13 protein-coding genes are annotated in these 14797 nt (G+C 60.3%); 6 read left to right on the top strand and 7 right to left on the bottom strand.

Annotated elements, in window-relative coordinates; translation table 11 throughout:
* Positions 1-107 precede the first annotated feature (107 nt).
* Positions 108-1325, bottom strand: a complete 1218-nt coding sequence (locus tag A3AI_RS0127425; RefSeq protein WP_024518660.1) for an extracellular catalytic domain type 1 short-chain-length polyhydroxyalkanoate depolymerase — start codon at positions 1323-1325, stop codon at positions 108-110.
* A 6-nt stretch (positions 1326-1331) separates the two neighbouring features.
* Positions 1332-1751 (bottom strand): ribbon-helix-helix domain-containing protein, encoded by a 420-nt coding sequence (locus tag A3AI_RS0127420; RefSeq protein WP_024518659.1) that lies wholly within the window; start codon positions 1749-1751, stop codon positions 1332-1334.
* Between the two features lie 507 nt (positions 1752-2258).
* On the opposite strand from A3AI_RS0127420, the gene A3AI_RS0127415 reads away from it, so the two are divergent.
* Positions 2259-3200: a D-2-hydroxyacid dehydrogenase family protein gene (locus A3AI_RS0127415; RefSeq protein ID WP_024518658.1), complete on the top strand. Its 942-nt coding sequence runs from the start codon at positions 2259-2261 to the stop codon at positions 3198-3200.
* 17 nt (positions 3201-3217) lie between these two features.
* Here A3AI_RS0127415 and A3AI_RS0127410 read toward each other — a convergent pair whose 3' ends face one another.
* The 3 genes from A3AI_RS0127410 to A3AI_RS0127400 are packed head-to-tail and all read right to left on the bottom strand — an operon-like array spanning position 3218 to position 6926.
* Entirely contained in the window at positions 3218-4072 is an 855-nt protein-coding gene (locus A3AI_RS0127410) for an FAD binding domain-containing protein (RefSeq protein WP_024518657.1), read from the bottom strand.
* Positions 4069-6438: a xanthine dehydrogenase family protein molybdopterin-binding subunit gene (locus A3AI_RS0127405; RefSeq protein WP_024518656.1), complete on the bottom strand. Its 2370-nt coding sequence runs from the start codon at positions 6436-6438 to the stop codon at positions 4069-4071. Before A3AI_RS0127405 ends, A3AI_RS0127410 begins: the two co-directional genes overlap by 4 nt.
* Before the next feature lie 5 nt (positions 6439-6443).
* Complete coding sequence (locus A3AI_RS0127400; RefSeq protein ID WP_024518655.1) at positions 6444-6926, bottom strand: (2Fe-2S)-binding protein; 483 nt, start codon at positions 6924-6926, stop codon at positions 6444-6446.
* Between the two features lie 158 nt (positions 6927-7084).
* Here A3AI_RS0127400 and A3AI_RS0127395 point away from each other — a divergent pair, with 158 nt between their 5' ends.
* Both A3AI_RS0127395 and A3AI_RS0127390 read left to right on the top strand, forming a co-directional pair.
* Complete coding sequence (locus A3AI_RS0127395; protein WP_024518654.1) at positions 7085-7588, top strand: winged helix-turn-helix transcriptional regulator; 504 nt, start codon at positions 7085-7087, stop codon at positions 7586-7588.
* Between the two features lie 570 nt (positions 7589-8158).
* Positions 8159-8431: a hypothetical protein gene (locus A3AI_RS0127390; protein WP_024518653.1), complete on the top strand. Its 273-nt coding sequence runs from the start codon at positions 8159-8161 to the stop codon at positions 8429-8431.
* 382 nt (positions 8432-8813) lie between these two features.
* Here A3AI_RS0127390 and A3AI_RS50005 read toward each other — a convergent pair whose 3' ends face one another.
* Together A3AI_RS50005 and A3AI_RS0127365 are read right to left on the bottom strand one after the other, a co-directional pair.
* Complete coding sequence (locus A3AI_RS50005) at positions 8814-8936, bottom strand: hypothetical protein (protein WP_283807274.1); 123 nt, start codon at positions 8934-8936, stop codon at positions 8814-8816.
* A 1647-nt stretch (positions 8937-10583) separates the two neighbouring features.
* Complete coding sequence (locus tag A3AI_RS0127365; RefSeq protein ID WP_024518652.1) at positions 10584-11927, bottom strand: aminotransferase-like domain-containing protein; 1344 nt, start codon at positions 11925-11927, stop codon at positions 10584-10586.
* A gap of 176 nt (positions 11928-12103) precedes the next feature.
* Between A3AI_RS0127365 and A3AI_RS0127360 the strand changes: the two genes are divergently transcribed.
* The 3 genes from A3AI_RS0127360 (at position 12104) to A3AI_RS0127350 (ending at position 14714) form a co-directional block, all read left to right on the top strand.
* Positions 12104-12349 (top strand): DUF1127 domain-containing protein, encoded by a 246-nt coding sequence (locus A3AI_RS0127360; protein WP_024518651.1) that lies wholly within the window; start codon positions 12104-12106, stop codon positions 12347-12349.
* Positions 12349-13107 carry a sulfite exporter TauE/SafE family protein gene (locus tag A3AI_RS0127355; protein WP_024518650.1) on the top strand — a complete coding sequence of 253 codons (759 nt, stop codon included), beginning with the start codon at positions 12349-12351 and terminating at the stop codon, positions 13105-13107. Before A3AI_RS0127360 ends, A3AI_RS0127355 begins: the two co-directional genes overlap by 1 nt.
* A 329-nt stretch (positions 13108-13436) precedes the next feature.
* Positions 13437-14714 (top strand): adenylate/guanylate cyclase domain-containing protein, encoded by a 1278-nt coding sequence (locus tag A3AI_RS0127350; RefSeq protein ID WP_349509703.1) that lies wholly within the window; start codon positions 13437-13439, stop codon positions 14712-14714.
* The last annotated feature ends 83 nt before the right edge of the window (positions 14715-14797 follow it).

Here is a 14797-nt window from a genome sequence, read left to right as displayed (position 1 = left end):
CGGAAGCGGGCCATTTCGTACAGGAGGCCGGCGAGATCATCGTAATGGAGGCGATGAAGAGTTTGGTTCACCGTATCCACGAGGATGCTCAAAAGTGCCGCGACGAACTAACTCCAACCTGGCTGTTGAGGTAGCGAGTGCTCGAGGAAGAACCGCAGCATTTCCCTAGTAGCGTCCGGTCCTCGCGGATCAGTGTAGGAGCCGGCAGAGCTGCCTCCCGACCACGCGTGTCCGGCGCCATGGATGTTCCAGTGCTCAAGGATTCCGCGCCCACTCGCGTCGGTATGGACAGTGCGGGTATAGGCATGTCCTCCAGGTACCCGGCCGCGATACATTGTCTTCCGCGTGCTCGTTGTTCTCGCCGACTGTTCAAGAATATGATCGGCGTTGCTTGGATGCACCGTTATGTCGCGATCGCCATGAAAAACAATGGTCGGGACAGTCGGGCCGCCAGTTGGAATTGCACTGTCGCCAGACCCGGAGGAAGCGACTGAACCACCTTGTCGCATAGCGACAAACGCAGAGGGAAGGTCAATGGCGGCCCCACAGGCGAGGCCAGAGTGTATGCCGATTGCCGCGTACAGATCGGAGTATGTTGCTCCCATGATAGCGGCCGCTGCCGCTCCTGCCGACAATCCGCCAATGTAGACGCGCTTCAGGTCAACCGAATAGTCGCGCACAATCCGGCGCGTGATGCCCGCGATCAGCGAAGGTTCACCTCTGCCCCGCTGCTGGTCGGCTGTGCGAAACCAGTTCCAGCATTTCGCATGGTTTGCCTCACTGGGCTGCGCCGGATAGACCACAAAGCAGGTTTGTTCTTCTGCGACAAAGTTCATCCTCGTGCCGGCGGCAAAATCATCAGGCGATTGGGTGCAGCCGTGTAGCATGACGATCAAAGGAAGCGGTTGCCCCCGATAACGGCTGGGAATGAAGAGCTTGTAAGTACGGCTTCCCGCTGGATTGCTGTAGATGCCTTCGATGAACTTTGTGCCCTCGGGCTTGATGTCTGGCGCGGAAGGCGGGGCGCGCTTAATTCCAACCCGCAATCCGGGCCCGCGCTTCTTGGTACGACCGGGCAACTCCTCGCTGAGCAAGTGCAAGGGAGTGGCTCGGGAGTGCGGACGATCTGTCTCCTCGATGTGGCTGGCTTTCGCATCAATGATTGGTGGCTCGCGCCTGGCAAGCGTGGTGTCACTGGCAGTGCCAAATGTCGTGCCCGGCGCGGTCGCACCGCGAAGCATGCGCTGAAGGAGTGCGGTTGCTTCGATGAGCCGGCCCGCACGGGTGAGGCGCGTGGCTTCGCGAATAATGTCCTGTTCCAACATCATCTGTCACCGCATCCTGTCGGCCAGAGCGGCCTTGACAGCCGGGCTGGCATGTAAAGCTCCCAACACGGAGACCGAGGCAATGGTCGCGCGAGCAAGCGCGGGCGTGACGTCCTGGGCGATGGTCGCAAGGCCCAACACGTTGATGTGCAGCATCTCGCCAGCCCGTCGTGCCGCTTCGAGATCTTCGCGGCTGTAATTCCGCAGACCGAGGTCAAGACTTTTTCGGGCCGTGGATTGCCTGACTACCTCGGAATGACGTTCGAGTTGGTTGCGGATTGCGGTTCGGATGAAATCGGTGCGGTTCGAGTAAAATCCCTCCTGCACCATTAAATCGATGTGACCAAGGTCGACGAAACCAAGATTGATCGTAATCTTCTCGCTCTCGGGGGTCTTTGGCCGAAGCTCGTGCACATTGCCTGTCATGATCTCGACCATCCTTCCACCATCCATATGGATGGTATATGGATGTCTCGCTTCGCCTGTCAAGAGTGTCGAGGGCCGAAGTCGCCAATGATCGTTGGGGTCGAACGCGACTTCGCGGGGAGGGCGGTTTCCGGCGCAAAGCTGCCGTCGGCACCAAGTCCAGTAGCCGCCGCGGGCCAGCTGGTGACATTCGCGAAATGAAAGAGGCCGCCAATTGAGGCGGCGTCTTTTCACTTTCGGTTGGTGGCGCGATTGGAACATGGGGTGATGTACTTTCACCCGAGGACTTGGCGATTACGTGCTTTAAAGTACATAATCGCCCACCGTACCCACGGCGGTCATGGCGGGCGAACTCGACAAAGCCCACACAGTCGATACGCTCAGGAAGAGCCGCTGACGCGCATTCCGCAAGCCGTCTTGCAAGTTGTGTCGGGCACAGGGCATCTCTCGATGCTGGAGTGGGTCACTGGTCATGGTGGCTGGCCACGAACCTGACGGAGGGATGCAATGAAGGTCGCGATCCTCGACGATTACCAGAACGTAGCGCTACGGCTCGCCGACTGGTCTGGCGTCCGTCGGCACGCCGAGATCACCGTGTTCAACGACCACGTGGCCGACCACTCGGCCGTGATCGAACGGCTGCGGCCGTTCGATGTGGTATGCGTCATGCGTGAGCGCACGCCGCTTCCAAGGGAAATCCTGCGTCAGTTACCGAACCTGAGGCTGGTTGCTTCGACAGGACCACGAAATGCGTCCATCGACAGCCAGGCCGCGACCGATCTCGGCATCGCCGTCAGCGCGACGGGCTACGATTCCACGCCGACCATCGAGTGCACGTGGTCGCTGATCCTGGCGAGCATGCGAGGAATCGACCGTGAGGCCGCTTCCCTGAAAGCGGGCGGCTGGCAGATGGGGCTAGGTTCAAACCTGCGGGGCAAAAATCTTGGGGTCATTGGGTTAGGCAACATCGGGAGAGAGGTTGCGCGCATCGGTGTGGCGTTCGGGATGAAGGTAATCGCCTGGAGCCAAAACCTGACCGAGGATAAGGCCAGCGCCGCCGGCGCAACACTTGTCGACAAGCAGATGCTGTTCCGCGAGGCAGATGTTGTCACGGTCCATCTTGTTCTGAGCGGTCGCACTAGAGGCCTGATCGGAGCGCCCGAGTTTGCCCTGATGAAGCCGACGGCGAGGTTCGTGAATACATCACGGGGGCCGATCGTCGATGAAACGGCCCTGATCGAGTCGCTGCAGGCGCATCGGATCGCGGGGGCCGCGGTTGATGTATTCGACGTTGAACCGCTGCGGCCCGATCACCCCTTCCGGAAGCTCGAGAACGTCCTGGCGACGCCTCACATCGGCTACGTAACCGAAGATCTTTATCGGACTTTTTATGGAGATGCCGCAGCCACCATCACCAAATGGCTCGAGGCCAACGTAACGTCCGCTTAGTCACCATCACCGTGGCCTCACGCCGCGAGCGAAAGTAACGCGCGCTTTGTTTCCGTCCTTACAAGGCTCGCGCGGTACTCCGCTGAGGCGTAGCGATCCGATAGGCATTCTGTCGCTTCGCTGACGAGTTTGGCGGCTTCCTCGATCGACTCGTGGGATAGTGGCTTGGCCATGAGAAACCTGGTCGCGGCATCCCCTGAAAAGGCATGGCTCGCGGCGCCAGTGACACCGATTGACATCTCCGCAACGAGGCCATCTTCCATGCGCAGCCCGACCGCGACGCCGACCACCGCATAGCCACTGGCAGGATGGCGGATCTTCCGGTAGATGAATCGCGCGCCCAATGTCGGCCGCCGGAGATGGATCGCCGCGAGCACTTCGGCCGGCTCGAGCACAGTCGTAAATATGTCCACGAAGAAGTCCTTTGCCGGTACGCGTCGAGAGCCGGTCGGTCCGACAATTTCGAGCTCGGCATTCAACGCGATCACGACCGCCGGCCAATCGGCCGCGGGATCAGCGTTAGCGATCGAGCCTCCGATCGTGCCGCGATTGCGTACCTGCGGATCGGCGATCCGCGTCGCGGTCTGACGAAAGATCGGAAACACGTCATTGAGTTGCTGGGATGCGAGCAGCTCTGCGTGCGTAGTCAGTGCGCCGATCCGGATGGCCTTGTCGTCGATCGATATCCCCCTCATGTCCGCGATACCGCGGATGTCGACCAGCAGGGCGGGCGAAGCAAGCCGAAGCTTGAGAGTCGGGATCAGCGTATGGCCACCGGCAACGAGCCTTGTTCCCTCGGGGTCCTGCCGCAGAAGATCAATGGCGTTCGCGAGCGAACTGGCACGGACGTAGCCGAAAGCGGAGGGGATCATTGGTTTGCTCCGTTACGCGCGCGTTGCACCGCCGCCCAGATGCGAGGCGGCGTCAGTGGCATGTCGAGATGGGTGATGCCGAATGGCGCAAGCGCATCCAGCACGGCATGGACCATGCACGGCGGAGCCGCGATCGAGCCGCTTTCGCCAATGCCCTTGACGCCGATCGGATTCGTCGGCGACGGCGTTTCCTGGAACAGGGACGTGATGTTCGGTACATGCTCGGCACGCGGCACGGCGTAGTCCAAGAGAGAACCGGTCAGGAGCTGGCCGCTGTCGGGATCGTAGCTGACCTCTTCATAAAGCGCCTGCGCGATGCCCTGCACCACGCCGCCATGGATCTGGCCCTGCGCCAGCATCGGATTGATCAGCGTGCCGACGTCGTCGACCGCGACATAGTCGAGAATGGTCACGATGCCGGTCTCGGGGTCGACCTCGACATACGCAAGATGCACACCGGACGGCGCGCTCATTCCGGTCGGATCGTAGAACACGGTTTCGTCGAGGCCGGGAGCGACTCCATCCGGAAGTTTGTGGCCGACATAGGCCATGCGCGCTACCTTGGCGAAGGAGAGAGGCGTGATGTCTGTGCCGGGCACGCTGAATTGGCCGGCGGAATAGGCGACGTCCTTCTCGTCGACCTCCAGCATGCCTGCGGCGATCTTCTTCGCTTTCGCGACGATCTGCTGCGAGCAGACATGCAGGCTCGAGCCGCCAACCGCCATCGAGCGTGAGTTGAAGGTGCCGTGGCCGGCCTGCACCTGTCGCGTGTCACCCTGGATGACGTCGATATTCTCGATCGGGATCTGCAGGACGTCGGCCGCGATCTGCGACAGCGAGGTGACGTGGCCATGGCCCTGGCTCATGGAGCCCGAATAGACCGTGGCGCGGCCGCTGGAATCGATCGCAACGCGAGCGCTCTCCCAACCACCGCGATCAAAGCCGCTCATGGCAAGCCTGCGCGACGGCGCCATGCCACACATGTGAGTGTAGGCGGCGACGCCGATGCCGCGATAGATGCCATGGCGCCGCAAGGCCTCGCGCTCAGTGCAGCGCGCTTCATAGTCGAAGGCGGCAAGCGCCTTCTCGAGCAGGCCGTCATAGTTCCCAGTGTCATAGATCGTTCCCATGCTGCCATATGGGCGGTAGGGGAAATCGGTGCGCTGAATGAAATTCTTCCGCCTGATCTCGACCTGGTCGATGTTCAGATGCCGTGCGACCGCGTCGATGGCGCGTTCGGCGATGTAAGCGCCCTCGGGCCTGCCGTAGCCGCGATAGGCATCGACCGGCACTGTGTTGGTGACGACGATGCGCGACGTCGCCTCGTAGTTTGCGATTTTGTAGTTGCCCGTGCCGAAATTGACCGTATTCACGGTCGGCCCGCCTGTCGCCATGTTGGAGAGGTAGGCGCCTACATTGCCGAGCGTGTCCACTTTCATGCCGAGGATCGTCCCGTCATTCCTGATGGCGACTTCGATCGTCTCGGTATGCGCGCGGCCGTGGCTGGTCGATTGGTGGCTTTCGGAGCGGCTTTCCCACCACTTCACGGGAACGCCAAGCTCGCGTGCAAGATAAGGACAAAGCAGCTCCTCCGGATAGAGATGCATCTTGGCCCCGAAGCCGCCGCCAATGTCGGGCGCGACCACGCGCAGCCGGTGTTCAGGGATGCCAACCGTCTCGGCGATCCACCGCCGGTGCATGTGCGGTACCTGGCTTGGCATGTAGACGGTCAACGTATCATCCGGATCTGGCGCGGCGATCACACTGCGCGTTTCCATGCAGGTCGGGATCAGGCGATTGTTAGCGATGCGCAGTTGAATGACCTGATCGGCCTCCTGCGCTGCCTTGGCATAGTCGCCTCCGCGCACCCTGTAGATGGTCGTGACATTGCCGGCCACGTTCTCGTGCAGCTGCGGTGCGTCGTCGCGGATGGCGGCCGTCTCGTCCGTGACTGCGGGCAGCACCCCATATTCGACATCAATCAGGTCAACGGCGTCGTAAGCCTGCGCCAGCGTTTCTGCGACGACCAGCGCCACGCACTCTCCGACAAAGCGCACGCGATCGATCGCGATCACCGGACGGAAGGGCACCCTTGAGCCTGGGATGATCCAGTTCGGAACGATCGGGCCGATCCTGCCGTCAAGATCTTTGCCCGCGAGCACAAGGCGAACGCCTGGCGAGGCTCTGGCCGGGCCGAGGTCGACGTTTTTGATGATGGCATGCGCATGGGGCGATCGTGCGATGGCCATGTAGAGCATGCCGGGGAGCTTGATGTCGTCGACATAGCGGCCCTTTCCCGTGAGGAATTTGAAATCCTCCCGTCGCTTGACGGGCTGGCCGACGTAAGGAGGCAGCGGAGCGTTCATGGCGATCAGTCTTTCGCGACGAGGGATTCGACCGCACGGACGATGTTGTGATAGCCGGTGCAGCGGCAGATATTGCCGGCAATGCCGTGGCGGATGTCGTCCTCATTGGCATCAGGATGATCACGCAGCAGCTGGCGCACGCTCATGACCATGCCCGGCGTGCAGAAACCGCATTGCAGTGCGTGATGCTCATGAAACGCGGTCTGTACCGCATCTAACCTCGATGCCACCGGCGACACTCCCTCGATCGTCGTGATCGAGGCGCCGTCAGCCATCACTGCCAGTACCGTGCATGATTTTATCGCCTGTCCGTCGAGTTCTACCGTGCACGCGCCGCATTGCGAGGTGTCACAGCCGACATGCGTGCCGGTCAGGCCAAAATCCTCGCGGATCAGGTGCACCAGGAGCTTGCGTGGCTCGACTTCGGCGTTGCGGCGCACGCCGTTGATCTCGAGCGTCACGACGTGACGTTTCTCCACCTCACTCATGCTTCCTCCTCGTAGTTCGTAGACTGCGCCGTGCCGTCCATCTTCGATTTCGCCATTGTAACTCTAATAATAAGAGTTAAGATAGACAATGGTTTTGTGCGGCCCCCGGAGCAATTAAATTGCTCCAAGGATTAGAGCTGTTTGCGAGGACGGAATCGGTGCGATCAAAAAGTTTTGACGGGATGGTGTGCTCGATTGCCGGCGTTCTGGACGCCGTTGGCGACCGCTGGGCGATGCTGATCTTGCGCGATCTCGGCCTTGGGCTTTGCCGCTACGATGACTTGCAGAAATCGACCGGCGTTACGCACGCGACGCTGTCCGATCGCCTCAAGCACCTCGAGGAAAACGAGCTGATCGAGCGCCGGCTGTATCAGACGAAGCCAGATCGCTACGAATATGCGCTCACCGGCAAGGGGGCGGATATGATTCTCGTGATCCAGGCATTGGCCCAAGTCGGTGACAAGTGGCAGATCGCTGGAGACGAGGGACCGCCGCTAAGATTTATCAATCGAAACAGCGGCCGGCCGGTCAGGCTTGCCCTTGTCGACGAAAAATCGGGAGAGGTTGTTCGCCGGCGGGATGTTCGTCCGCAAGCCGGTCCGGGGGCCGACGATTTCGTTCGCTGGCGGCTTGCGAAATTCGAAAGCAAGATGTCCAAGTAAAAGTGGAGCGGCTGACTATTATCTCGTCCGGCACGTTCGCAGCGGTGGTTACCGTCGTCGAAGGCGCGATTCCAATTGCGAATACTTTTGAAAGCTCCAAATTCGCTCAGGAATGAAAGAAGGCCGCGCCGGCCCTGTGCACTACCGCCTGGTTTCGTGATCAGTGCGGGGCAATAGGGCCATATCAATCCCGCGCTGTTGTCGTGCAACTGTCACTTGCATATGGCTTAATTGCTCGTGCTCCAGAGCGGTAATCTGGTGCTTTTGATCCAATTCTGAAGGACGGACTATTGAGCGATTGCACGGTACGACTACCCGATGTCGAAGGACTGAAAGAGATTGTCCGATTGCAGGCGAGCCTATGGCACACGGCGCAACACCTTCCTGCTGGCGCGGAGCGGGACAATGCGCTCCGAGAAATCGGAAGTTTTCAGAAGCGGATGACAGCCTTAATCCGACGCCGCTGGCAGGCGTGAACCGAAAGCTCGGACCGAAATTGCGGGTCCTGTGCAGGTCCAGGGGGAACTCGTTTCCGCGGGCTATCGTTGAAGATCAGTAGAGTTGACGCGTATGTCTCTGCAATTCCACCAGGCCGTTTCGGACATGGACGTATGGAGCGCGAGCAGCGCCGACATTTCATTCGTTATCACGTTTGCCAGTCCGAGCGGTCCCGGCTTCCACGGGTGCCATGGCTTTCTTGCATCGTGGCGGCCGCTCTATTCGCGCACGGGCGCAGTCGAGGTCATCGGCTCACCGTTCAACACTTTCCAGGACGCCGCGGGAGCCTGCAACACAATGCTTGGGGCGTTGTTGGAAGAGTCGGCCGAGAAGATCACTGCTTAGGTACTGGCGAGCATTGCGCGAGAATAGAGAGTTCGGAAACTTGCTAATATTGCAACGGCGACGCCGCCGCTAGGGCGAGTGGCGAGCGGAAGTGCCACGGGCGATATGCGGGAAAGCGGCACCGTCGATTGCAACAGGACCGCGGCTTATCTTTCCGCGAGCACTGTTGCCACCACACTATAGCGGCCTGGGCCACATTGCTGACATGATTGACGTTGGCCGGCCGGTATCGGCCAGCGCGCTGGCATGGCTAGGCTCGGCACACCTTCGGCGGGGGCTATGTGCCGAGCCGCCGATGCTTGTGGAAAACCTGCGGACAAGCGGTTCAAAACTCCATCGCAAGAACAGAGTGCACGGGACTTCGGTCGCGCGCCGCCTCCCACTAGCCAGGCAACAGGCTCGTCACTGCCTGCTGTAAGACCTGAGTGTAGCGGCCATCATTGTACTGGGAGTCGGCAAGATAAAGGATGGCCACGGCGATCAATGCGGCAGTAAAAGCTTTCATCAAACGGCCTCCCGGTCGAATCGGGAACAACCCGCAATTTTAGCCGGTACATCACGGCCTAAATGCGGAGGGCGCGCGCCCTTCGGTCCCGCAAACAGCGCCCGCCAGCGGCTGGCGACACATGCCTGCCGGCTCCGGCGTTAAACGCGTAAGGCAGGCTGTTTACTCCAACTAAACCATCCCCCTGGTTCCGTGACCGACGGTCACAATTGACCCTCATGCACGCGAAATACCGCATGAATGAGGTCCACTTGGATAAGGGCGGCCGCGGCGACAGTGGCACTCTTGTTGACAATCTCGCTCGCCGGCTGTGCAACCTCGATCACCGGCTCATCATTGATGTCCGCGCGGGATGAGATGTCGACGTCTTCGAAAATAAGGCCTTATTTGCCGGTCGAAGATCTGCCCCAAAGTCATCAAATGCTGATGACGACCGACGAACAGTCGAAGATCAAGAACGAATTGATCGCCGTGCGCGCTCGCCAGGAGGCAGCCGTGAAAGCCTCTCAGTAGCAATGAGTGCATCTGGGCTGGGCCTACGGAGGCGCGCCAATGCTCACTATGCGCTGGTGCAGCGAAGTAAGCGCCTGTGTACTTCAGGACGATTTCGTCGCAGTAGCAAACGGTGTTTTATGAGAGGCACGCCATATGGTCTCGCTTGGAAGTACCTGACGGAAAGTTGGGGCCGCCGGATGCGCTGAAATTGGGCGGCCCCTGCCAACCACTTGCAATTGCCCTGCCCAGCGACAGCGGCCGGCAGTTGGCAGGACGAGCTTAGCAATCGAAATATTCTGACCTATGACAATCCGATGCTGGAGCAGCGTTGTCCGTAGAATTACGGGGAAAGTGATGCTAGCCTGCGGCTTATGCGCAAGTCAGACGTCATTTGTCCCAAGTGCAATGCTGCATACCGTCGCATCGAACTAACGACGCGACCAGGAACGCAGGGCGTGTTTCGCTGTCGCATTTGCGGCCATGTGCTTGAGCTTTTCGATGGCTCTAGCGAAGTCGCACTCCGGCTCACCGTGCCGCCTGCGAAATATTGGGCGGATCGTAAGAACGGTTTTCAGGCTGACGAGTGGCGTCCTGTGACCCGACAGGACAAATCCAAACTTTAACGCATCAGCGCCATTCGGGGCTCGCCGAGGTCTTCACTGAGCGCTCTTGAGGCTGGGCCAACGTTACTGCCAAGGGCAGAAATCCCTAGGCCCGCTCGGGCAGTGAGAGGGTGCACCTGGATAGGCAGCTTAGTCCACTCCTCGTGCCGAACTCGCAATTGGTTTGATCTATCTCAACGCCCCCTTCTGGTTCTCCGGGGACCGTTAGCCATGAACTCGCCCAATCAAGCGTACCCGGAGAAGGAAGCGTCAGCGCCCATTGCTTCGCGCTCAGAGGAGGCTCTGCGGGTAATCGAGGAATACGCGAAAGGCCTGCAGGAGATAATCAAGAAGTTGCGCAGATATCTCAACTGAAGGTGTGAAGGCATGGTCGTCCCTTCGTGCGTGGAACCGATAGCAGGCCTACGAACACGACGAGCAGGTTGGCTGCCGCCGAATTTTGCAAACAGCGGCCTCCAAAACTCCATGTCGGAAGGGCCAAGGGCAGAAGTTGCCCGGTTCCATCCTGCAATCAAGGTTTGCGCATTGCTCATTCCGTTGAATCGACATCGTCCTCCCGGGTATTCAGCATCGCCGCCAGTGTGATAAGGCCGCTATCGAGCTGGTCCATGGTCGGAGCCGCCAGCGCCAGCCTGACGGCGTTCGGAGCATGGCCAGGTGTGACGGCGAAGGCCGTTGAGGGCGTCAATGCGATGTCGCGCCTGGCCGCTGCCGCCACGAAACTCTGTGAGCGCCAGTGCGCCGGCAGCGTCAACCACAGATGATAGCATTTTTCGTTGGTCTGGATTTCTAAACCCGAAAGACGGCCGACCGCCAGCTTCTGACGAGCGCGCGCATCCTTGCGTCTTAGTGCCGTAAGCTCGGCAACAGTGCCGTCGCTCATCATCCGCTGCGCGGCCGCAAAAGCATAGCCTAATGCGGTCCATCCGCCTGATCGCACCGAGGCCATCACACTTTCACGCAGCCGCTGCGGAGGCACGATGAAGCCCAGCGAAAGCCCCGGCGCGACTCTCTTGGAGAGGCTGTCGATGACGATGCAGGCATCAGGCGCAAGCGCGGCAAGCGGCGGCTGATCGTCGAAGAAGCCATAGACATTGTCCTCGATGATCAGAAGGTTGAGCTTTTCGACGACGCGCAGGATGTCGGCCCGCCGCGCCGGGGACATCGTCATACCCAAAGGATTTTGAATCGCCGGCTGAATGTAGATCGCCGAGAGATGGGCTTCACGGTGCGCCTTTTGCACGAAGTCAGGCCTCACGCCGTCCTCGTCCATCGCCAGCGGCACCAGCGAAATGCCAAGCCTGGCGGCGATGCCCTTGATGAAGGGATAGGTCAAAGCCTCGACGCCGCAGCGGCCGCCGGTCGGCACGACTGCGGCGAGCGCGGCGGCAATGCTCTGCCGTCCGTTGCCTGCAAACACCAGCTGCTCCGGGGTGGGCGACCATGCCCCGAGCGACAGATGCGCGGCCGCAGTGCTTCGGAGCGTGGGCGTTCCAGTGCTGGTCGCCCATCTCAATGCGGTATCGAGCGCCGCGGGTTTTTCCAATCCGTCCAGGCTTTTTGCGATCAGCGCGGTCTGGTCGGGACGCATCGGGTAATTGAACTCGAGGTCGATCCGGATGCCGCGCGGCTCGCTTGGCGCCCCGGCTCCGCGCTTGGCATCGCCGGAAATGAAGGTGCCGCGGCCGACTTCGCCGACGACAAGGCCACGACGCAACAGCTCGGCGTAGACGCGACCCGCCGTCGAGACGGCAATCTTGCGCTCATAGGCAAAGTTGCGCTGGGGCGGCAGGCGGTGGCCCGGCTTGAGCGTACCGTCGGAGATCTCCGCGGCGATCGCGTCGGCGAGCTTCAGATATTCGGACTTCGGCATTATTGCACCGAGGGCAATGTTTTAATTGCACCGATGTATGTACCGGATCATCATGTCTGTATCAACCCGATTGTACCGGGACCGCGGGTTTCTGCGGTCATCGGCATGCGGCCCGCTCGACGAGCGTTTGCGCCGGCGGCCTCGCTTTGCCTCGGGTCAACCCTTGGAGACCAGTCATGTTCGTAAGGCTTTTAACGCTTTCAACCATCACCCGATTTGCGATCACGAAGAAGCCCGGCGGATTTTCCCGACTGCTCAATGCCGGTCGCGACGGGATTGCGGGCTATTTCTTCCGTCGGTCTGCCATCGCAAATCTCGGCGAACTCGACGACCGCGCATTGCGGGATATCGGCCTCGAGCGGTCCCGGATTAAGGCGGCGGTCTACGGGTTCGTCACCCTTCGCAATCGCGGGAGGATGTGATGGAGCTGACGGTCGCTACCATCCTGGTCGCCTTTGCCGGCGTTTTCCTGATCTGCTTCATGAAGGGAGCGTTCGGCGGCGGGTTCTCCATCGTCGGCATTCCGTTGTTGTCGATCGTCATGGACCCGGTCACCGCCGGCGGTCTGCTGGCACCGTTGTTTATCGCGATGGACCTGTTCGCGCTGCGCTACTGGAAGCCCTCGACATGGTCGAAGCCGGACCTCGTGCTGCTCCTGCCGGGGCTCGTGATCGGCATCGGCTTCGGCTATCTGGTGTTCCGCTTCCTCGACCATCGCGCCATTGCGATCCTGATGGCGATGATCACCCTGATCTTTGTCGGCCTATGGCTTGCCGCAGGTGCGGAGGTTGCGATCCAGCCGCGTTCGACGCCGAAGGCGATTGGTGCCGGTCTCGCCTCGGGAATCACGACCATGGTGGCGCATTCGGGCGGACCGCCGCTCGCGATGTATCTGCTGCCGCTCGGCCTCAGCAAGGACATCTATGCGGGAACGACAAGCCTGTTCTTCACGGTGGGGAATGCGACCAAGGCGGTGCCGTGGCTCTTGCTGGTGAGACCGACTGCTGGCGTCTGGGAATTGATGGCCGTCTGCGTGCTCGCCATTCCCGGCGGCGTGTGGCTGGGTTGGCGGCTGCACGGCGCGCTCGACCAGCGTCAAATTTATCGGGCCTGCTATGGGTTGCTGGTCGTGACGGCGTTGAAGCTGTTGTGGGACGGCGTGTCCGGCTACCTCGCGTGAATTTGGAGCGCAGATGTCAGGGCGCGAACTGGCAGGTCGGTCAAGATGGCTGACTAAAGCTTCATGTTTCTTGGGTGCTCGCTCGGAAGAGGCCCCGAATGCTCAGGTTGGCATTGGCGTCGTTTTGACCACGCGTCGGCGGTTCGTGGGTAACCGATGGGTCTCGTCAATATCTTGCGTTTTCAGCCGTGCTGATCGATGCACTCACATCGATCAGCACGCGAGGGCCATTCACGAAAATTGCGAATTTGTGCTAGACACAACGTGCTTGCGTTCATGTGGCAACCGAGACCATGCAGCCGGTCACTCGCTACGCAAAGAGTGGTGACGTGCATATCGCCTACCAAGTGTTTGGCGACGGACCGATCAATTTGGTTCTTGCTCCATATTTTGTATCGAACATCGAGGTGTACTGGGAGCATCCCGAAGTTACGCGATGGTTGTTGCGCCTGGCATCCTTTGCCCGGGTGGCAATGTTTGACAAGCGCGGGACGGGTATGTCGGATCGGGTCCCCGAGCTTCCAGGCCTTGAGCAACGTATGGACGACCTGCGGGCAGTAATGGACGCCGCAGATATGGAACAGGCCGCGCTGCTTGGTGCCTCGGAAGGCGCTTCCCTAGCGGCGTTGTTCGCTGCAACATACCCCGCACGGTCCCGTGCGCTGATACTCTACGGCGGCTTTGCGCAATTTTCATCATGGTTGCCGACAGAGGAGGCGCTGGCAGACTTCCTTGCCTACATTGATCAGTCCTGGGGTTCTGGCGCGAGCATTGCCGTCTTTTTTCCTTCCCTTGCTAACGATCCCGCCGCCAAACAATGGATGGGCCGGTTCGAGCGTCTTGGCGCGAGCCCGGCCGCGGCGACCGAACTCATGCGCATGAATAGTCAAATCGATATCAGCAATGTCCTGCCGGCGATCCGGGTGCCGACGCTTGTCGTCCACCGGACCGGGGACAAAGCTATCAATGTAGAAGGGGGGCGTTATCTTGCCGAACACATCCCCGGCGCTCGTTACGTCGAGCTTCCTGGAATCGACCACCCTCCCTTTTTTGGCGACAACGCCGATCTCATAGCAGATGCGATCGAGGAATTTTTGACCGGCGCACGGGCGCCAATCCTCGTTGACCGGGTGCTCGCTACGGTTCTCTTTACCGACATTGTTGGATCGACCGAGAAAGCGGCTGCACTCGGCGACCGCCGTTGGCGCGATCTATTTGACGCTCATCACGCCGCGATTCGACGCAACCTCGATCGCTTTCGCGGGCATGAGATCAAGACAACGGGCGATGGTATTCTGGCCACCTTCGATGGACCAGCCCGCGGGGTGCGTTGCGCGTGCGCAATTGCCGATGAGGTCAGGCCGCTCGGTATCGAAATCCGGGCGGGACTGCACACCGGCGAATGCGAAATGAGCCAAGACGATGTTGGCGGTATCGCGGTCCACATTGGTGCGCGCGTTGCAGCACTCGCGGGCGCGAGCGAAGTTCTTGTATCTTCTACCGTAAAAGATTTGGTGGCGGGTTCTGCGTTGCGCTTCGGCGACCGTGGCACCCGATCGCTTAAGGGCGTTCCCGGCGAATGGCGCATATTTGCAGTCGAACGGTGACTGTCCAACAACGCGCGATTCTGAGTGGCAGCCTGCACCTGGGTTATTGGTCGACGGGAGTTAGCTTCCAGTCTTTTGACCGT

The organism is Bradyrhizobium sp. Tv2a-2 (assembly GCF_000472425.1).
GTDB lineage: Bacteria > Pseudomonadota > Alphaproteobacteria > Rhizobiales > Xanthobacteraceae > Bradyrhizobium.
This window is presented reverse-complemented; position numbering and strand designations above follow the sequence as displayed.